The 18,805-nt window shown below is 69.2% G+C and carries 17 protein-coding genes; 9 read left to right on the top strand and 8 right to left on the bottom strand.

Annotated elements, in window-relative coordinates; genetic code table 11:
- Positions 1–50: 50 nt before the first annotated feature.
- A complete protein-coding gene (locus tag ACSEEN_RS13080; protein ID WP_440713406.1) occupies positions 51–1,400 on the bottom strand; it encodes an NAD(P)/FAD-dependent oxidoreductase in 1,350 nt (449 codons plus the stop codon).
- A gap of 47 nt (positions 1,401–1,447) precedes the next feature.
- On the opposite strand from ACSEEN_RS13080, the gene ACSEEN_RS13085 reads away from it, so the two are divergent.
- From ACSEEN_RS13085 to ACSEEN_RS13095, 3 genes are all read left to right on the top strand, one after another.
- A complete protein-coding gene (locus ACSEEN_RS13085) occupies positions 1,448–2,869 on the top strand; it encodes a cryptochrome/photolyase family protein (RefSeq protein ID WP_298445105.1) in 1,422 nt (473 codons plus the stop codon).
- Positions 2,870–2,947: 78 nt separating this feature from the next.
- Positions 2,948–4,300: a TIGR01777 family oxidoreductase gene (locus ACSEEN_RS13090; RefSeq protein WP_298445103.1), complete on the top strand. Its 1,353-nt coding sequence runs from the start codon at positions 2,948–2,950 to the stop codon at positions 4,298–4,300.
- A gap of 2 nt (positions 4,301–4,302) precedes the next feature.
- Complete coding sequence (locus ACSEEN_RS13095) at positions 4,303–4,767, top strand: SRPBCC family protein (RefSeq protein ID WP_298445101.1); 465 nt, start codon at positions 4,303–4,305, stop codon at positions 4,765–4,767.
- 12 nt (positions 4,768–4,779) lie between these two features.
- On the opposite strand, the gene ACSEEN_RS13100 is transcribed toward ACSEEN_RS13095, so the two are convergent.
- From ACSEEN_RS13100 to ACSEEN_RS13115, 4 genes are all read right to left on the bottom strand, one after another.
- Positions 4,780–5,400 carry a lipocalin family protein gene (locus ACSEEN_RS13100; RefSeq protein ID WP_371308197.1) on the bottom strand — a complete coding sequence of 207 codons (621 nt, stop codon included), beginning with the start codon at positions 5,398–5,400 and terminating at the stop codon, positions 4,780–4,782.
- Positions 5,401–5,469: 69 nt separating this feature from the next.
- Positions 5,470–6,129: a fasciclin domain-containing protein gene (locus ACSEEN_RS13105; RefSeq protein WP_371308218.1), complete on the bottom strand. Its 660-nt coding sequence runs from the start codon at positions 6,127–6,129 to the stop codon at positions 5,470–5,472.
- A gap of 156 nt (positions 6,130–6,285) precedes the next feature.
- Positions 6,286–6,720 carry an SRPBCC family protein gene (locus tag ACSEEN_RS13110; RefSeq protein WP_298445097.1) on the bottom strand — a complete coding sequence of 145 codons (435 nt, stop codon included), beginning with the start codon at positions 6,718–6,720 and terminating at the stop codon, positions 6,286–6,288.
- Entirely contained in the window at positions 6,717–7,667 is a 951-nt protein-coding gene (locus tag ACSEEN_RS13115; protein ID WP_298445095.1) for an SDR family NAD(P)-dependent oxidoreductase, read from the bottom strand. The genes ACSEEN_RS13110 and ACSEEN_RS13115 overlap by 4 nt, the downstream gene beginning before the upstream one ends.
- 244 nt (positions 7,668–7,911) lie before the next feature.
- Here ACSEEN_RS13115 and ACSEEN_RS13120 point away from each other — a divergent pair, with 244 nt between their 5' ends.
- Complete coding sequence (locus tag ACSEEN_RS13120) at positions 7,912–9,501, top strand: MBL fold metallo-hydrolase (RefSeq protein WP_298440879.1); 1,590 nt, start codon at positions 7,912–7,914, stop codon at positions 9,499–9,501.
- Positions 9,501–10,697, top strand: a complete 1,197-nt coding sequence (locus ACSEEN_RS13125; RefSeq protein ID WP_440713407.1) for a CaiB/BaiF CoA transferase family protein — start codon at positions 9,501–9,503, stop codon at positions 10,695–10,697. Before ACSEEN_RS13120 ends, ACSEEN_RS13125 begins: the two co-directional genes overlap by 1 nt.
- A gap of 627 nt (positions 10,698–11,324) precedes the next feature.
- Here the strand turns inward: ACSEEN_RS13125 and ACSEEN_RS13130 are convergent.
- From ACSEEN_RS13130 to ACSEEN_RS13140, 3 genes are all read right to left on the bottom strand, one after another.
- Positions 11,325–11,942 (bottom strand): AMIN-like domain-containing (lipo)protein, encoded by a 618-nt coding sequence (locus tag ACSEEN_RS13130; RefSeq protein WP_440713408.1) that lies wholly within the window; start codon positions 11,940–11,942, stop codon positions 11,325–11,327.
- Positions 11,943–12,042: 100 nt separating this feature from the next.
- Positions 12,043–13,053: a hypothetical protein gene (locus ACSEEN_RS13135; protein WP_440713409.1), complete on the bottom strand. Its 1,011-nt coding sequence runs from the start codon at positions 13,051–13,053 to the stop codon at positions 12,043–12,045.
- Between the two features lie 90 nt (positions 13,054–13,143).
- On the bottom strand, positions 13,144–13,968 hold the full coding sequence (locus ACSEEN_RS13140) for an MBL fold metallo-hydrolase (RefSeq protein ID WP_440713410.1): 825 nt from the start codon (positions 13,966–13,968) through the stop codon (positions 13,144–13,146).
- Positions 13,969–14,088: 120 nt separating this feature from the next.
- Here ACSEEN_RS13140 and ACSEEN_RS13145 point away from each other — a divergent pair, with 120 nt between their 5' ends.
- From ACSEEN_RS13145 to ACSEEN_RS13160, 4 genes are read left to right on the top strand one after another with little or no spacing between them, the layout of a single operon-like run.
- Complete coding sequence (locus ACSEEN_RS13145; RefSeq protein WP_247865712.1) at positions 14,089–15,138, top strand: FecCD family ABC transporter permease; 1,050 nt, start codon at positions 14,089–14,091, stop codon at positions 15,136–15,138.
- The gene (locus ACSEEN_RS13150) at positions 15,135–16,259 is read left to right on the top strand and encodes a FecCD family ABC transporter permease (protein WP_440713411.1); all 1,125 of its coding nucleotides are present in this window, start codon (positions 15,135–15,137) and stop codon (positions 16,257–16,259) included. The genes ACSEEN_RS13145 and ACSEEN_RS13150 overlap by 4 nt, the downstream gene beginning before the upstream one ends.
- Positions 16,256–17,146 (top strand): ABC transporter ATP-binding protein, encoded by an 891-nt coding sequence (locus ACSEEN_RS13155; protein ID WP_440713412.1) that lies wholly within the window; start codon positions 16,256–16,258, stop codon positions 17,144–17,146. The genes ACSEEN_RS13150 and ACSEEN_RS13155 overlap by 4 nt, the downstream gene beginning before the upstream one ends.
- A gap of 23 nt (positions 17,147–17,169) precedes the next feature.
- Entirely contained in the window at positions 17,170–18,156 is a 987-nt protein-coding gene (locus ACSEEN_RS13160) for an ABC transporter substrate-binding protein (protein ID WP_440713413.1), read from the top strand.
- The last annotated feature ends 649 nt before the right edge of the window (positions 18,157–18,805 follow it).

Consider the following 18,805-nt stretch of genomic DNA (forward strand, 5'->3'; position numbering starts at 1 on the left):
CTACACGGCTACCTCGACGACCTCCCGCCCACCGAGTTCGAAGGGAGGTTCTACGCTACCCAGCAGGGCACCCAGGCCCTGGTTGAAATCAAATGACCAGAGCCTCCACCAGACCCAGTGCGGTTCACTCCGGAAGCCGCCGCGTCTTCGTGGAATCCCCAGCCGTGGTAGGCGCCGGCGAAAGCGATCGTCTCGGTGCCAATCTCCGGCAGCCGACGCTGAGCGGCGACCGATCGTCGTTCGTAGACCGGATGCTCGTAGCTCATCGAGGCCACGATCAGATCCGGCTCCACCAGGTCCGTCCTGCCCATCGTCACCAAGTAACGCGGAATTCCGGCCGACCCGTCACCGTGCGGCAGGCGCATCAGTCGCGTGAGATCGTAGGTGACGGCGACATCGGACCCGTCCGCTCGAATCTGGTAGTTCCACGACGCGCGGGCACGACGAGCGCGGGGAAGCAGCGATTCATCGGTGTGCAGGACCGCGGGTTTGCGCGCATAGCCGATGTGCCCGAGCACCTCGCGCTGTACGGGCGTCGGTGTCGCAAGCATCGCGAGTGCCTGGTGCGGATGCGTGGCGATCACCGCCGCGTCGTAGTGTTCCGTGCCACGCGGGGTCGCGACATCCACGCCTGCACCGGTCGAAGTCACCGCGGAGACCGGCGAGGAGAGCGCGATCGAGCCGCCGTGCGCCTCGATGTGCGTGGCGACCGCGGTCACATACGTCGCCGACCCCCCGGTCACGGTGCGCCAGCTGGGCGAACCATAGACCGAGAGCATCCCGTGGTGGTCGAGGAACGTGAACAGGTACCGCGCCGGGTAGCGTTTGGCGGTGGCGGCGTCGCAGGACCACACCGCTGCCACCAACGGGAACAGGAAGTTCTCCTGGAAGTAGCGGGACAGCCGGTAGTCCGTCGCGAACTCGTCGAGAGTCCGATCATCGACCGAGTCGTCGAGCACCCACTGGGCGAGTTTGTGGAACCGTTTGATTTCGGCGAGCATCAGCAGGAATCGGCCCCGGGTGAGGTTCCGCCAAGTCGGGAAGAGACCCGCGACACCAAGTGCCCCTGCATACTCCAGCCCCGTCACCTGCGAACGCACCGACATCGACATGTCGGTCTCCCCGGTAGCGATACCGAGCTGGCCGAAGAGCTTCAGCAACGTGGGATAGGTCCGGTCATTGTGGACGATGAACCCAGTGTCGATCGCGATCCGGCCACCGTCGGGCGCCTTCACCACCTGAGTGTGCGCGTGACCGCCCAGACGGTCGTCGGCCTCATAGACGGTCACCCTGTGTCGCTGCGAAAGCAGATAACCCGCAGTCAGTCCGGCCGCCCCGGCCCCGATCACCGCGATAGCGCTGCCCGGATAAAGTTCCTTTGCTTCAGTCACATCGGTCATTCGGATCTGCTCACCGGTCGGATGGGTCCGTCCCGCACACTGGTGGTATGAAGCCATCGTCGATCGTCTGGTTCCGTCGGGACCTGCGGCTATCGGATCTTCCGATGCTGACCGAAGCCCGGGCCCACGCGCCGGACTCCGTGGCCGTCTTTGTGCTCGACGAGAACTTGTGCCGGCCATCGGGGGCCGCCCGCGCCGCTTTCCTCGCGGGCTGCCTGCGAGCCCTGGACGCCGAGCTCGACGGCCGCCTTCTCGTCGTGGCCGGCGACCCGGCCCGCGTCATCCCCGAACTCGCGACGCGGCTGGACGCCGTGTCGGTGCATGTCAGCGCAGACTTCGGTCCGTATGGCGCGGCGCGTGACCAGAGGACCGAACACGCCCTCTCGGCACTGGTGCGGCCGGTCCCTCTGGTGCGGACCGGCTCGGCGTACGCGGTGTCGCCCGGGCGCCTCTTGACGAAGACCGGTGGACCGTACCGGGTGTTCACCCCGTTCCGGCGCGCGTGGCTCGACTACGGATGGCATTCACCCGCTGTCACCGGCGCACGCACCCTCAATTGGGTCGATCCTTCACACATGCCCGGCCGTGTCCCGTTCGATGAGGTCGCAGCGAAGCTTGGCGAGAACTCGTACACCGCCCACCTCCCCGAGCCGGGCGAGGCCGCGGCACACCAACGGTGGGCGGACTTCCGCGACGAGGGCGATCCGGGGAACGGCGGCTTGACCGACTATCACGAACTCCGCGATCGCCCGGACCGCGACGCCACGTCCCGTCTGTCTCCGTATCTGAAGTTCGGGTGCATTCATCCCCGTACCCTCCTGCACGACCTGCGTCACCGCGACGACCCGGGCTCGACGGCCCTGCGCAACGAACTCGCGTGGCGCGACTTCTACGCCGACGTGCTGCACCACCGCCCGGATTCGGCCCGGCGGAACTTCAACCCCAAGTTCGACGCGATCGAGTACGACACTGGACCTGACGCGGACGAAGCCTTCGCCGCCTGGTGCGCGGGCCGGACCGGATACCCGATCGTCGACGCCGGGATGCGGCAGCTCGCGGCCCAGAGCTGGATGCACAACCGGCTCCGCATGATCGTCGCGTCCTTCCTCACCAAGGATCTGCACCTGCCCTGGTGGCGCGGCGCGCGCTATTTCATGACCCGGCTCATCGATGGCGATCTCGCGTCCAACCAGCACGGATGGCAGTGGACGGCGGGCTGCGGCACCGATGCCGCCCCGTACTTCCGGGTGTTCAACCCGGTGACGCAGGGAGAGCGTTTCGATCCGACGGGTGACTATGTTCGCCGCTGGGTACCCGAACTCCGAGGCATTCACGGCAAAGCCGTACACCGGCCCTGGAAGCTCGCGGCGCAACCGGACCTCTTCGCACGGGGGGCGTCGTATCCACCGCCGATCGTGGATCACGGCGAACAGCGCGACATCGCGCTGGCCCGCTACGCCAGACTCTGACTACGGCCTTGGCGGAACCAGTCCGGCCGGCGCACCGCTGCGAATACCCATCAGACACCGACGAAAGGACACTCCGCCGTGGGGATCATGCACACCAGCACAGTCGACGCACCCTGCGAGGAGGTGTTCGCCTGGCACAGCAGACCCGGTGCGCTGCGCCGGCTGCTCCCCCCGTGGCAGCCGATGTCGGCGATCAGCGAATCCCCGTCGCTGGCCGATGGGCAGGCCATCCTAGGACTGCCCGGCGGTCTGCGCTGGCGGGCACAGCACCGCGCAGATGGATATGACCCGCCGCACCGGTTCGTCGATGAACGCATCAGCGACAGCGCCCGTGACCTGCCCACGATGCTTTCCGGCCCGTGGCGGCACGAGCACGAGTTCGCCGCCCAGCCCGGCGGCCAGACCCGGATGACCGACCGCGTGCATACCGCGGTTCCCGCGGCAGCGCTGCGGTCGACGTTCCGGTTCCGGCACCGGCAGGTTTCCGACGATCTGTCCCGGCACCGGCACGCGCAGGCGGCCGGACTCACTCCGATGACGATCGCGGTGACCGGCGCATCGGGAATGGTCGGTCAGCAGTTCACCGCGTTCCTCACCACCGGTGGACACCGCGTGATCCGCCTGGTCCGGAGGCCCACCGATGCCCCGGATGAGCGGACCTGGAACCCGGAGTGCCCCGACGCAGACCTGCTGACCGGGGTCGATGCCGTCGTCCATCTGGCCGGAGCGCCGATAGCCGGGCGTTTCACCCCGGCACACAAGGCACAGATACGCGATAGCCGCATCGGACCGACTCGGCGGCTCGCCGCCGTGGCCGCCGGCGATGCGGCGGGGCCGTCGATCTTCGTCAGCGCCTCGGCGATCGGCTTCTACGGTCATGAGCGGCCCGGCGAGACGCTCACCGAAACCGATCCGGCGGGCGATGATTTTCTCGCCGACGTCGTGCGCGATTGGGAGGACGCGACTTCTCCCGCGGTCGCCGCTGGGCTGCGCTGCGTGCAAGTCCGGACCGGCATCGTGATGAGCCCGCTGGGCGGCGTACTGCGGCTGCAGCGGCCGCTATTCGCGTCAGGGCTCGGCGGGCCACTCGGAAACGGACGGCAGACGATGTCGTGGATCGATCTCGACGACCTCATCGACATCTACCATCGCGCCCTGTACGACGACCGGCTCGCCGGACCGGTCAACGCGTGCTCACCGGAGCCGGTCACCGGCAGCGAGTACGCGAATACACTCGGCCGGGTGCTGCACAGGCCGGCCCTGTTGCCGGTGCCCGCTCTGGGACCGAGCCTGATTTTGGGGCAGCAGGGCGCTCGCGAACTCGCTCTCGCCGACCAGCGCGTCCAGCCGTGGGTACTCCTGCACGCAGACCATCGATTTCGGCGCCCCGCACTGCGGGAGAGCCTGCGCCACCAACTAGGGAAGGCATAAAGATGGAGCAGCACGAAGAAGTCACCGTCACTATCGCGGCACCCGCCGATGCGGTGTGGAGTCTGATCAGCGATGTGACCCGCATCGGCGAGTTCTCCCCGGAGACGTTTGAAGCACAATGGCTGGGCGAGGCTGACGGACCGGTGGCCGGAGCACGGTTCCGCGGACACGTCCGCCGAAACGAAGTGGGGCCCATCTACTGGACCACCTGCACCGTCCTGGAATGCGAACCCGAGCGCGTGTTCACCTTCGGCGTCGGTTCCTCGAGCAATCCGGTCACCCGCTGGGGTTACCGGCTGACGCCGTCGCCGGACGGAGCCTCGGTCGACGTCACGGAGACCTTCGACTTCACGTCCTCGTGGTGGGCCCAGCCGTACTGGCTGTTGCTGGGAGGCTTGCGGAGACGGCGCGTCCGCCAGGACATGCTGCGAACCCTGGAACGGATGCGCGCCGTCGCCGAAAGGTGACCCCGCGGCCGCTCAGCTCCGTTCAGTGCACAGCGGCACGGTCTCTTCGAGACCGCCAGTCGTCGGCGAGGTCAGATACAGACAATCGGACTGACCCGCGTCGGCGATAGCCTTGCGCACGTCCCGCCAGTTCTTCGCCGACAGCGCGGGAGTCCGGGAGAGCACGAACCCGGACAAGCGGCTGGGATCGGTGACGACCGCCCAAGAGTAATCCGAACCCAGACCGACGATCACATAGTTCGGTGGGCCGTCGGGGCCACCCTGGTTCGGAATCCCGGGGAACCGGACGCGCAACTGCGCAGACGTCTTCTTGTCGACGACGTGCGCCGTTCCGATGATCGTGTTCGGGGTTCCTGCCCACGTCGTGCACTCGTTGCGAACGACGACGTCACCGCCGTCGCCGAGCGAGTAATGTGCCCGAGTATCTCGTGCGCACACCAGATTGAACGGTGCCGGAATGGCCGCCAGCTGGTGCCAGGTCCCCAGGTAACGGCTCAGATCAACCTTCGGAACCGGCTGGGGACCGCCCGGGGCGGCTTCGGCGCGTCCGGTGGCGCCGATGACGAGGCCCGATAGGGCAACAACGATCAGAACGGCACGAAGGAGACCGGCCGTGGTGCGAGAGTTGTGCATTGGTTCATCTTCCTAACGAGAGAAGACGGTGCGCTGCCCTTCTCGGACAGCGCACCGTCGTTCGGAGACCTACTTGTCGCTGGCCGGCGGCATGAGAACCTGATCGATCAGGTACACAGTCGCGTTCTCGGTCTTCACGCCACCACAGATCACGCTGGCTCCGTTGACCTTGAGATCGTCACCGCTTCCGGTGACTTTGAGCTTGCTCCCCTCCACCGTGGTGTGCTCACCGGCGACCTGCTTCGGTCCGACCTGACCGGGCACCACGTGATAGGTGAGCAGCGAAGTGAGCGCCGGGGCATCGGTCTTGAGCGAGTCGATGGTGGCCGGATCGACCTTGGCGAACGCGGAATCGACGGGCGCGAAGACGGTGAACTCACCACCGTTGAGCGTGTCGACGAGGTTCACCTGGGGGTTGAGCTTGCCCGATACGGCCGCAGCCAGGGTGCTCAGCTGCGGATTGCCAGACACGGCGACAGCCAGCTTTTCGTTCGCCATCTGCGCGATCGAGCCGGGGCCGCTGGGGACCTGCTTCGCATACGCCGCACACCCGCTACCGACCAGTCCGGCGGCCGGGTCCACGCTCCCGCTGGTCATGGCGGCGCTCGCGGTCGTCATGGTCGCGCTCGACTCCGACATTGCAGCACTGTCGGAGTCATTGCTGGAACACGCGGTCATGGTGGCCGCCACAGCGAGCGCAAAACCCGCCGCCGCAACCTTGGCAGTCATCGTCTTACCCGTACGCTTCATGGAAATCCCCTTCGTCGTCAGCACCGACTCGATAGTCGACGCTCTGTGCAGTGACATCGGTCATTCGGAGCCATCGCCGAAGTGGATGGTTTTCGGAACCGAAGAGGTTTTCCGCCACGCGACGCGGAGCGTCGTTCAGGCGAGTTCAGCCAACTGGCGGCCCAGCCCGTCGGCCCCCGCGCGCAGCAGGCTCCGGACGGCGGGCCGCAGGAGTGGTTCGGCTAATCCGAGCACTCCGTGAAAGTCGAACTCAACCGTGTAGCAAACCTCGGTACCGGAATCGACCGCGGTCACCGCGATGGTGTCGACGGCGGTCACCGACTTCTTCTCGCCGCGCAGACGGATCAGCGCGAGGGGCTCGCGGTCGGTCAGCCGGTAGTCGAGTTCGGTGCTGCGGCCGGCGAACGTGCTGACCACGCGGTACACCGTGCCGACCTCGCCGGCGCCGGCCAGCCGAGTGACGCGTACCGTGTTGGGGTCCCACCGGACAGCATTGGTGAAGTCCGCCAGATAGTCGAACACCGCCGGGGCCGGGGCCGGGGACCGCACGACCTGCTGCATACGGATCATCGGTTGCCCATCCCCGCGGCGACTCTGACGTCCCGCCACACCGAAATCCGGTCCTCCTCGCTGAATTGCGTTCGTTTCAGGTAGTGCAGCGGGCGGGAACGACGGTCATGCCAGAACTGGCCGCTGGGCGGGACGGGGCTGGTGGCCAAGAGCCACACCGCGGTATCGGCGCCCTGCTCGGCGCTGCGGAGCAGTGGGCCCATCACCCGCCCGAATCTCGGCAACGAATCGCTGACGCCGGGAGTGTCCACCCAGCCGGGATGCAGACCGGCCACAAACACGCCCGCGGGGGCCCAGCGCCGCGCGACGATCGGCAGCAGCGCGGTCTGGATCCGTTTTGAGCGTGCATATGCGCGCGCGCCCCGGTACTGGCCGGAGTGGTATTCGATGTCGTTCACCGGCAGTTCCGCGGTGTACATCCCGCCCGAAGACATGAAGATCACCCGTGCATCCGGGCTCTCGGCGAGCTGCGGCGCGAGCAGATCAGTGAGCAGGATCGGCCCCAGGACATGCGTCGCGAGCGACGATTCGTGGCCGTCAGCAGACTCGGTGCGTTCAGGTGGCAGCACGCCGGCGTTGTGCACCAACGCGTCGACCCGGTGCTGCGCGAGCCGGCCGGCCAGATCACGAACCTGGCCGAGATCGGAGACGTCGCCGATCTCGATGCGGACCATCGCGGCCGGGTTGCGGTCGATGATCCCCGCCCGTACCCGGTCGGCGCGCTCCTGGTTACGCCCGACCAGAACCACCTCGCCGCCGAGATCCGCCACCCTCCCGGCGATCGCCGCGCCGATGCCCGACGTCGCGCCGGTCACGATCACAGTCCGGTCGGCCAGTGCGCCTGCCTGCGGATCGTCATCAGACCACCGCGACGCCCTCAACCGGTACCCGATCTGCGAGTAGCCCAGCACGATCGATCGGTCGAGCGCCGTATCTGCCCAGTTCATTGCGCCCTCACTTCTTCGTCGCCCACCGGGACGATTCTGATTCGTCGGGGCCCGACGGTAGCAGCGGTCGACATCACTCGCCGTGAACCGCACACTCCCGCGGGCCCGGCACCGCCGAGTCGAGGATCACTCGTCCGCCGGATATCGAGTTTCGCAACACTGCTTAAGGCCCAAGCGCTGCCGTCGGCGGCCCCGATAGGCTGGTGGATACAGCCCTTGTTCTACCCCCGAAAGGTCGCAGCCCGTGCAGATCACCTCCATCGGCCACGCCGGCTTCCACATCGAGACCGCGGCCGGGTCGATCCTCTGCGACCCGTGGGTCAACCCCGCGTACTTCGCGTCGTGGATCCCCTTCCCGGACAACACCGAACTGGACTGGAAGGCCCTCGGCGACTGCGACTACCTGTACGTTTCTCACCTGCATCGGGATCACTACGACGAGCAGAACCTGATCGAGAACGTCAACAAGAACGCCACCGTTCTGCTGCCCGACTACCCGGTGCCGGACCTGAAGCGCGACCTCGAACGCCTCGGCTTCACCAAGTTCGTGGAGACCCAGGATTCGGTGAAGCACACCGTCTCCGGCCCCAAGGGCGACCTGGACGTCATGATCATCGCCCTGCGTGCGCCGGCCGACGGCCCGATCGGCGACTCCGGCATCCTGATCGACGACGGCGAGACCGTCGTCTTCAACATGAACGACGCCCGCCCCGTCGACCTCGACGTGGTCAAGGAGGAGTTCGGGCACGTCGATGTGCACCTGCTGCAGTACTCCGGCGCCATCTGGTACCCGATGGTCTACGACATCCCGCGCAAGTCGAAGGCCAACTTCGCCAAGCAGAAGCGCCAGCGCGGCATGGACCGGGCACGCAGCTACATCGAGCAGGTCGGCGCCACCTGGGTGGTTCCGTCGGCGGGTCCGCCGATGTTCCTGGACGACGACCTGTACGGCGTCAACGACTTCAACACCGGCAGCGAGGCCGACCAGGCGTCGATCTTCCCGGACCAGGCCGAATTCCTGGAGCAGATGACGACGCACGGCACCGACGACGGTGAGCGGCACCGCGGCCTGATGATGGTGTCCGGGTCGACGGCGACGTTCACCGGGTCCGCGCTCGACGAGATCGAGCACCCTTACCCGCCGGAGCAGGTCTTCGGCGAGAACAAGAAGCCGTATCTGGACCGCATGAAGGAGAAGTTCGCGCCGATCATCGCGGCGGAGAAGGCCACCTGGGCCCCGGCCGCCGGCGATCCGCTGCTGCCGCAGCTCAAGGAGCTGTTCGAGCCGATCATGGCGCAGTCGGACCTGATCTGCGACGGCATCGGCTACCCGGTCGGGCTCGTGGTGGGCGACGAGACGTTCGTCCTCGATTTCCCGAACCGGGAGGTCCGGATGAAGCAGGACGGCGACGGCAAGTACCGCTACGGCTTCCGGATCGCGCCCGAACTGGTCCGCACCGTCCTGCGCGACAACGAACCGGACTGGGTCAACACCATCTTCCTCTCGACCCGCTTCACCACCTGGCGGATCGGCGGTTACAACGAGTACCTCTACACCTTCTTCAAGTGCCTCACCGACGAGCGGATCGCGTACGCGGACGGCTGGTTCTCCGAGGCGCACGACGACGACGCGTCCGTCGAACTCGACGGCTGGGTGATCCAGCGCCGCTGTCCGCACCTCAAGGCCGACCTCGGCAAGTTCGGTGTGGTCGAGGCGGGCAAGCTCACCTGCAACCTGCACGGCTGGGAGTGGGACCTCAATTCCGGGCGCTGCCTCACCTCGAAGGGCCACGAACTGCGCGCCGAGAAGGCCGGCGAGCCCGCCACCAGCTGATGAGCTTCCCGCTCTCCGGTTACACGGTCGTCTCGGTCGAACAGGCGGTGGCCGCACCCCTGGCGACACGGCAGCTCGCCGACCTCGGCGCACGGGTGATCAAGGTGGAGCGGACCGACGGCGGCGACCTGGCCCGCGGCTATGACCACTTCGTCGAGGGCACGGCCGCGCACTTCGTGTGGCTCAACCGCGGCAAGGAGTCGCTGGCCGTCGACCTCAAATCGGACCGCGGGCGAGCGATCGTCCGGCGGCTGATCGACGACGCCGACGTCTTCGTCCAGAATCTGGCGCCCGGCGCGGCCGGCCGTCTGGGACTGGGTGCGGCCCGGCTCCGCGATGCGCACCCCGGGCTGATCGTCGTGAATCTGTCGGGCTACGGCAGCGGCGGACCCTACGAACGGCGCAAGGCGTACGACATGCTGGTCCAGGCCGAGGCCGGGCTGATCTCCATCACCGGCACCGCCGACCACGCGGTGAAGACCGGTATCCCGACCTCCGACATCGCGTCCGGCATGTACTGCGCACAGGCGGTGCTCGCCGCCCTGCTGCGGCGCGAGCGCACCGGGGAGGGCGCCGAGATCGAGGTCTCGATGTTCGAGTCCACCTTCGAGTGGATGGGCTACCCGATGTATTCGCAGCTCTACACCGGCCGGCAGCCGCCGCGGACAGGCGTCGGCCACGTGTCGATCGCACCGTACGACTCGTATCCGACCTCCGACGGCGAGATCCTGATCGGTATCCAGAGCGACAACGGCTGGCGCGCCCTGATGACCGAGGTGTTCTCGCGGCCCGACCTGGTCGACGACCCCCGCTTCGCCACCAACGTCGACCGCGTCGCGCATCGTGCCGAATGCGACGAGGTGGTCGCCGGGCTGACCGTGCGATTCACCGCCGACGACCTCTCCGCGCGCCTCGCGCGGGCCGGTGTCCCCGCCGCCGAGATCCGCGACGTCGGAGCGGCCGCCGGCCACCCGCAGCTGACTGCGCGCGACCGCTGGCGCCGGATCCGCACGGAGAACGCCGAGGTGGACGCGCTCCTCCCGCCGGCCACCTTCGCCGACCACGAAGCCCCGATGCGCGACGTGCCCGCCCTCGGTCAGCACACCCGCTCCATCCTGTCCGCCGCAGGCCTCTCGGACGACGAGGTGGCCGCCGCTTGTGCCGAGGGTGTCGTCCACGCGCCCCCAACCCGGTGATCCCGGCGAACCGGCCGGCCCCACCACCCCGCGACCCAGCCCCACCACCAGGCTGAGCGCGACAACCAGCCCCCACCCGTTGAGCCCGGCAACCAGCCCCCACCACCCGCTGAGCCGGGCGGCCGCCCCCGCAGCCCGTTGAACCCGGCAACCAGCCCCCCAACACCCGCTAAGCAGGGCGGCCCGCCTCCGCAGCCCGTTGAGCCCGGCAACCAGCCCCCACCGCCCGCTGAGCCGGACCGGCCCGCCTCCACAGCCCCTTGAGCCGGGGGCCCGCCTCCACAGCCCGTTGAGCCGGGCCGGCCGCCCCCCGCAGCCCGTTGAGCCGGGCGGCCCGCTAGGGCCGTCCGTGTCGAAACGACCCTTTCAGCCGGTCCCCGAGCGAAGGCGACCCGCCCGGCCGCGAAATGTCGCGGATACTGTCGCCGGTCAGCAGACGTCGCGGATCTTGCCGGATCCACCGTCCAAGTCGCTACCGATTTCGGCCCGACAAGGTCCGCGACAGATCACGCCGGCCCACTCAGCCGACGTTCGGGGGCAGCGGGTTCCATCCCGCTGGCGGGGTGACGCCGCCCGGCGACGCGGCCTGACCGCTCCTGCCGCACCGGCCGGCGGTGCGGCCGGATCTCAGCGAGCGATGTCGACGACGAGCCGCGCGGGGCCGCTCAGCGTGGTGATCCGCACCCCCGGGCGGTCCGCGGCCACCCCGATGAACGCGTCGGCCTGCCCCTCGAAGACCCCGGTCAACGTGACGCGGGTGATTCCGCCGGTGCCGGTGACCGGATTCGGCCCGGCGTACGCGGGAACACCGGTGTCGGCCGGGTAGCCCAGACCGAGGATCGTCAGCGCGATCACGGTCTTTCCGGGCACCTCGACGGGGTCGCCGCTTCCGGGCCGGCGCGGGTCGTCGGTGAACGACGCCCGCCACCCCGGCGTGCCACGACCACCGAGTTCGAAGACCACGCGATCGAAACCGTCATGACGTCCCACCCGGACATCGGTCACCGAGAGCCGGGCATCGCCGGAGGCCGCCCGGGATTGCGGCAGCGCGCCGGTCGGCACCGGCTCCCCCACCGTCGACGTCAGGGTCTCGACGCTCGTGACGGTGCGGGTCGTGGTCGCGGTGGACACCGGAGCCACCGGCGAACCGCTGGCCTGGCTCGATCGCCCATCGTCGTCACCGCAGCCGGCCAACAGCACCGTCGCACTCGCTCCGGCCGCCAGCACCGCCACGTATCTCCGCATATGCCCGGTTTACTCCTCCGCGCACCATTCCGCGAGCATCGAACTCGTCTCGCTGTTCCTCCGGAACCGGGCCGGATCAGCGCGGCCCCGCGGCACCTGGTCAGCCCCGGCCCGGGGGCATCGGACCCCAGCCCGGCGGCGGGGTCACGCCGCCCGGCGAGCGCGGCGACGGATACCGCCCCGTCGGCGGGTACTGCCCGGTCGGCGGGTACTGCCCCGTCGGCGGGGGCGCCCACGGGCGGGGCGCGCCCGGCATCGTCGTTCCGGGCAGCGGCGCACCCGGCATCGTCACGCCCGGCCCGTATCCGCCGAATCCGCCGGGGACGGGCGGTACCGGAGCCTGCGCGCGCGGACGGGCGAAGACCCCGTTGTACAGCGCGTATCCGGCCACCGCGAGCAGCGCCAGCGACACGATCAGCGCGAGGATCAGCGCCCAGCCAGCGCTCTGATCGACGTACATGTTGCGCCTGAGCACGTCGTCGGCCTCCCCGACGGCCTTCGTCGGCGTGACGTAGTCCGCGTACGTCGATGCGTCACCCCGATCCACCACGGCGGTGCCGGGAAACGGCTGTACGGCGACCGCCCCGGCCGGGTCGGACATGAACACCGCGGTCGCGATCAGCACACTCACACCGGCGGCCCCGCCGATCAGCGTGGCGATCGCCGGCCGCAGGCCCCACGCGATCAGTCCGCCCGCCGCGACGACCACCAGCCCCAGCACCAGCAGCGTGACGCCGGGGGCCGCGCCCGACCAGCTCTCGAGCGCCGACCGGATTTCGGCCTGGTCTTCCCGCAACCGCTCCCGGCTGTCGGAGGTGCCGGTGATCTCGGCGGTGGCCGAGCCCCAGCCACTGACCGAGATCGAGACGGTGCCGCGGTCGTCGGTGTCTTTGGAGATCAGCTCACCGTCGAACCAGCTGCCCAGCGGCAGCAGGATCAGCAGCACGCCCAGCGCGGCCGTCACGATTCCGAGCACCAGCTGAAGCTTGGGCGAGCCGGCCACATCGAGCCGCCGCAGCGGGCCCGGCGACGGCGGTACCGGTGGGATCGGTCCGCGCGGCATCGGTCCCGGCGGGCCGTACGACCACCCCGGTCCAGCGGGAAACGACACGGTACGGCTCCTCACTGCCGGGACGGCGCGACCGAACATCCCGGCGAATCGGGCTTCAACCTACCAACCGCGCGAACCGGACGCCCCGGCTCAGCTCATCTCGGCGAGGTGCCGCTCGATCGTGGCCTCCTCGACCGCGTCGGCGTACCAGGGACGACGGCCCCCGACCCGGTACACGACGCCGCGGCCCAGCATCTCCCCGGCCGTCGTGTGACCCTCGTCGAGCAGTGCCCGGATACGGTCCTCGCGGGCGCCGAGCGCCGCGGTGTGCGCGGCCAGATCCCGCAGGTAGTCCGCCCGATCGAGGTACGGGCCCTTGTGGTGGAAGGTCGCGTAGACGGCCGCGTCGATCTCGGCACATCTGGCCAGCGACGCCCGCACCTCGGGCAACCGCGAATCGAGGTCGGCGTAGACCGGCCCGAACGACATCAGATCGACGTCGGCGAGGAAGAACACCCCGTCCGGTTCGATGAAGAACCCGCAGTGGCCGCCGGTGTGACCCGGCAGCGGCACCACGCGAATGGTCACGCCGCCGCCGACGTCGATCACCTCGTCGTCGTCGAACGCGGTGGCCCGGGTGAGCGGGGACCAGCGGAATTCCCGTCGCAGCTCGTCGCCGACAAGACCGTCGGGCACGTTCATGTAGCGGCGGAAGGTGTCCCAGTCGGCCACGGCGGGCAGGTCCCGGTGGTGGACCGCGACCGGGACATCGGTCTCGCCCAGGCCGACCACGTGATCCTCGTGGTAGTGGCTGAGGAGCAGCAGATCGGCCGGCCACCGGGTGCAGTCCAGTGACGAATCGAGCTGGACCGTCGTCTGGCCGCCGGTGACCCGGAGCGGATTGCCGTGCGGGTACGCGCCACCGCCGCTGCCTCGAAGTACCACGACGTGTTCGCTGAGCCGCACTTCCTCCATGCCGCCGACCCTAATCCCCGGGCCGCGGACACACCGCCGAACCATTCCCTCCCCACCCCGAGTAAGGCTAGGCTCACTGAAATAGTGGGGCCGCGGGTCCCTCGACACAGAAGGGACGACGTGACCCAAGCAGTCGCTCCTGCCCCGGCGCCCGCCCCACCGGATCGGGCGCCGCGCCGCGGGGCGCTGACCCGCGCCACCGTGATCGGCGGCCTGCTCGCCCTCCTCGTACTCCTGCTGCTGGTCGGGCTCTTCGTCGGCAGCGGCGACATCACCGCGGGTCAGGCCTGGAACGCGCTGTGGGGACACGGTGATCCGACCGACGTCATCATCATCCGCGACGACCGCGTGCCACGCACCCTGCTCTGCGCGGTCGTCGGCGCCGCCCTCGGCGTGGCCGGTGCCGTGATGCAGGGACTGACCCGCAACCCGCTCGCCGACCCCGGCATCCTCGGCGTCAACGCCGGCGCCTACTTCGCCATGGTGGTCGGCTCGGTCGCCTTCGGCGCGGCGGGTGCGAGCTACACGTGGTGGGCGCTGCTCGGCGCGTTCGCCGCGTCGGGCCTGGTCTACTTCGTGGGCTCCCGCGGACCCGGAGGCGCCAGTCCGGCCAAGCTGGTGCTCACCGGCGTCGCACTCGCCGCCATGCTGAGCGGACTCGCCTTCGCGCTGACGATGATCCATCCGAGCACGTTCGACGCCATCCGGGGCCTGCTGATCGGCACGCTCGACGGCCGCGGCTGGGATCAGCTGACGATCGCCTGGATCCCGGTGCTCGCCGGTCTCGTCGTCTCGGTGGCCCTCGTCGGCTATCTCAACGCGCTGGCGCTGGGCGACGATCGTGCCAGTGCCCTCGGTGTCCCGGTCACCGCCGTCCGCGCGATCGGCTTCGTGGCCGTCACCCTGCTCTGCGGCGCGGCGACCGCCGCCGTCGGGCCGATCACCTTCGTCGGGCTGATGGTGCCGCACGCCGTGCGCATGCTGCTCGGCCCGGACAACCGCTGGGTGGTGCCGGTGTCGATGATCGGCGGCCCGATCATCATGGTCGCCTCGGATCTCATCGCCCGGGTCGCCACCCCGAGCGAGCTTCCGGTCGGCATGGTGACCGCGTTCCTCGGTGCGCCCGTCCTGATCTGGCTCGCCCGCAAGGATCAGGGGCCGAGCCTGTGACGACCTCCCGAAGCCGGTCGAGCTCCCCACGCCGGTCGAGCGAAGTCGAGACCACCGCCCCGCCCCCGGCGCCCTGGCCGCGCCGCATCCGGTTCCTCCGGCTCGGCCCGGTCAGCCTCAAGATCGATCTGCTCGCCACCGCGGTGACCGTCGTGCTGGTGGTCGCGACCGCACTGATCGCGCTCTGGTCGCTGGGGATCTCGACCACGTCGTCGCCGAACCTCGGCCTCGGCGAGATCTTCCGCGTGCTCGCGGGCCTGCAGAGCGGATCGGCGGCCGATCGCGTGGTCGCCGCCGCGCCCGCGGTGATCGTCGCGGTGCTCGGCGGCATCTCCCTCGCACTGTCCGGTGCGATCTTCCAGACCGTCACCCGCAATCCCCTCGGCAGCCCCGACATCATCGGCTTCACCACCGGCGCCTACACCGGCGCGCTGGTGGCCATGCTGGTCTTCGGGCTGGGCAGCGCCGGGACCACGGTCGGCGCGCTGATCGGGTGTCTGGCCACCGGCGTCGCCGTCTACTTCCTCGGCATGCGCGGCGGCACCGGGAACTACCGGTTCATCGTCGTCGGCATCGGCATCTCGGCGATGCTGGTCTCGTTCAACGGCTACCTGGTCGCCACCGCCGACGTACAGAACGCCGGGTCGGCGGCGGCCTGGGGCATGGGCAACCTGCGCGATCTGACCATGAGCGAGACCGTTCCGGTGTTCGTCGTCCTGGCGATCCTGCTTCCCGTGCTCGCCGTCGTGACGCCCCGGATGCGGATGTTCGAGCTCGGCGCCGACTCGGCACAGAGCAAGGGCGTCGACACCGGACGCACCGAACTACTGCTGCTGGTCGTGGGTGTCGGCTTCGCCGCGGCGACCACCTCGGTCGCCGGCCCCATCGCCTTCGTCGCCCTGGTCGCCCCGCAGCTGGCCGCGCGGCTCACCCCGAGCGCCGGTATCCCGCTGGTCACCTCGGCGGCCGTCGGGGCCACCCTGCTGGTGTCCAGCGATGCCATCGCCCGCACCGTGCTGGCCCCCACCACTCAGTTGCCGGTGGGTGTGGTGACCACCGCGCTCGGCGGCGTCTACCTGCTGTTCCTCCTCATGGCCCAGGCACGAAAGGCCCGACTGTGAATCCGCCCGCCCAGCCACCCGCGAGCCCGTCCGCGAACCCGTCGACCCCGGCCCGGCTCACCGTCTCCGGGCTGCGCGTCGGCTACGGCGACCGCGTCATCATCGAGAACCTCGACGCGGTGATCCCGGACGGCTCGTTCACGGTGATCGTCGGACCCAACGCGTGCGGCAAGTCGACGCTGCTCCGTTCGCTCTCCCGGCTGCTCAAACCGGCCGCCGGCGAAGTGCTGCTCGACGGGCGCCCGGTGGGCTCGTTCAAAGGCAAGGCCTTCGCCCGGGAGATCGGTCTGCTGCCGCAGCAGTCCCTCGCACCCGAGGGCATCACGGTGATCGACCTGGTGTCACGCGGCCGCTTCCCCTACCAGTCGATGTTCCAGCAGTGGACCGACGACGACCAGCGCGCCGTCGACCAGGCGCTCGCCGCGACCCGGCTGACCGAGCTGTCGACCCGCACCGTCGAGGCGCTGTCCGGCGGTCAGCGGCAACGCGTCTGGATCGCGATGGCGCTCGCCCAGGAGACCCCGATCCTGCTGCTCGACGAGCCGACGACCTACCTCGATCTGGCCCACCAGCTGGAAGTGCTGCAACTCTGCGCGGAGCTCAACGCGGCCGGTAAGACACTGGTCGCGGTCCTGCACGACCTCAACCAGGCGGCTCGCTTCGGCACCCACCTGATCGCGATGCGCAGCGGCGCGATCATCGCCAGCGGGGCGCCCGCCGACATCCTCGACGCCGCGCTCGTCGAGCGCGTCTTCGGTGTCCGCTCGCAAGTGCTGCCCGATCCGGAGACCGGCACGCCGATGGTCGTGCCGCTCGCCGAGAGCCCCGTCGACTTCCGTTCACTGCCCGGTGACACCGCGAATCTTCTTGCCACCCAAGACAACTGAATCCCCCAAGGAAAGGACCCACCATGTCGAAACGGCGTCTCGGAGCGCTCCTCGGCCTCCTGGCAGCACTCCTCCTCGCACTCACCGCCTGCGTCAAGACCGACGACGACGGCTCGAAGGACGTCTACAACGACCCGTCGGCCAATCCGGGGTTCTCCCTCCCGGACAATCCCCGCGTGGTGGCCCTCGGCTGGTCCGACGGCGGCATCGCCCTCGAACTCGGGGTGAAGCCCGTCGCACTCTACGACTGGATGGCCTTCGGCCCGGAGACCAAGGGCGTCGGCTCGTGGGACGCCGCCAAGTTCGGCGACGTGACCCCGACGCTGCTGTCGGCGCAGAGCCAGGGCGCCTTCAACTACCAGCAGATCGAGGAGCTCAAGCCCGATCTGATCCTCAACGTGCGGGCCAAGGACGACCCCAAGGTCACCGACCGGCTGGCCAAGATCGCGCCGGTCGTCACCGCCCCGAAGGGCAGCGCCGACTTTGCGGTGAACTGGAAGACCCAGACCGCGCTGATCGGCAAGGCGCTCGGGAAGTCGGATGCCGCCGACAAGCTGATCGCGGACACCGAGGCCACCTCGAACCGTCTGAAGGCCGCCAACCCCGCGCTGAACGGCAAGACCTTCGTGAACGCGGTGAAGTACGGCACCGCGTACGGCGCCTACCTCGCCGGCGACGCCCGCTTCGACATCTTCGCCGGTCTCGGTCTGGTCCAGAACCCGCCGGTCACCAAGCTGGCGAGCTCCGGCTTCTTCGCCAGCGTCCCGGTGGAGCGAGTGGGCGACCTCAACGCCGACGTCGCCCTGTTCTCCACCATCAGCCTGCCGTTCAGCGATCTGCAGAACGACGCCCGCCTGAACTCGCTGGCCGTCGTGCGTGACGGCCGCGCCGTGGAGATCCCCGAGGACGACCCCGCCAACAAGGGTCTCGCCGCCGGCACCCCGGTGTCGCTGAAGTTCTCGCTGGACGAGATCACCCCGAAGCTGGCGGCCGCCGCGGCCAAGCTGTAGCGATTCCGCCGCGGCGCGGCGGGCCCGACTGCCTGGTCGGGCCCGCCGCCTGCCGGGCTGGTCGAGCCCACATCGCGCAGAGTCCAGCGGTCGGGCCGTAAGGCGAGACCGTTCCGAAGGCACGCCCCAGACCCGACCGGCCCGCCTACCCGATCTCGACCTGTCGCGGATCTTGCCGCCAGCGGACAGACGTCGCGCATCCTGTCGGATCCGTCGACATATCCGCGACAGATTTCGACCCCGGCAAGATCCGCGACACCTCACTCCAGCACTGCCTCCCGAGGCGGAGCCGCCACATCGAGCCTCTCACCTAAGGCTCACGCCGTCGCCGGACCGGCCGCGCCCCGACCTGAAACCTTTCACCTCCGCGCGGGAACCACTGGGTCGGTCCCGCACACGCTTTGAGAGCCGATTGAACCCGCACGCACCTGAGCAGGTCGAGGTCACGCCACCCGAGCCCATCGACTCCGATCGGGAACCACCGATCGGGCCCGCACACCGCTTGAGAGCCGGTTGAGCCCCCACGCAACTGAGCAGGTCACGCCCACGCCGCGTGAGCCCCACGACTCCGCCCAGGGACCACCCGTCGGCCGGGGAGCGAGACCGTTTCAAAGGCAAGCCCGGTTCGAGCTGACCGTACTGTGACGTA

Origin of the sequence: Gordonia marina, from assembly GCF_052036135.1 — a bacterium.
Taxonomy (GTDB): domain Bacteria; phylum Actinomycetota; class Actinomycetes; order Mycobacteriales; family Mycobacteriaceae; genus Gordonia.

Excerpts from the sequence above, each read along its gene's own strand:
- ACSEEN_RS13080 (WP_440713406.1), bottom strand. The coding sequence starts at position 1,400 with ATGACCGATGTGACTGAAGCAAAGGAACTTTATCCGGGCAGCGCTATC.
- ACSEEN_RS13085 (WP_298445105.1), top strand. The coding sequence starts at position 1,448 with ATGAAGCCATCGTCGATCGTCTGGTTCCGTCGGGACCTGCGGCTATCG.
- ACSEEN_RS13095 (WP_298445101.1), top strand. The coding sequence starts at position 4,303 with ATGGAGCAGCACGAAGAAGTCACCGTCACTATCGCGGCACCCGCCGAT.
- ACSEEN_RS13100 (WP_371308197.1), bottom strand. The coding sequence starts at position 5,400 with ATGCACAACTCTCGCACCACGGCCGGTCTCCTTCGTGCCGTTCTGATC.
- ACSEEN_RS13105 (WP_371308218.1), bottom strand. The coding sequence starts at position 6,129 with ATGACTGCCAAGGTTGCGGCGGCGGGTTTTGCGCTCGCTGTGGCGGCC.
- ACSEEN_RS13110 (WP_298445097.1), bottom strand. The coding sequence starts at position 6,720 with ATGATCCGTATGCAGCAGGTCGTGCGGTCCCCGGCCCCGGCCCCGGCG.
- ACSEEN_RS13115 (WP_298445095.1), bottom strand. The coding sequence starts at position 7,667 with ATGAACTGGGCAGATACGGCGCTCGACCGATCGATCGTGCTGGGCTAC.
- ACSEEN_RS13125 (WP_440713407.1), top strand. The coding sequence starts at position 9,501 with ATGAGCTTCCCGCTCTCCGGTTACACGGTCGTCTCGGTCGAACAGGCG.
- ACSEEN_RS13130 (WP_440713408.1), bottom strand. The coding sequence starts at position 11,942 with ATGCGGAGATACGTGGCGGTGCTGGCGGCCGGAGCGAGTGCGACGGTG.
- ACSEEN_RS13140 (WP_440713410.1), bottom strand. The coding sequence starts at position 13,968 with ATGGAGGAAGTGCGGCTCAGCGAACACGTCGTGGTACTTCGAGGCAGC.
- ACSEEN_RS13160 (WP_440713413.1), top strand. The coding sequence starts at position 17,170 with ATGTCGAAACGGCGTCTCGGAGCGCTCCTCGGCCTCCTGGCAGCACTC.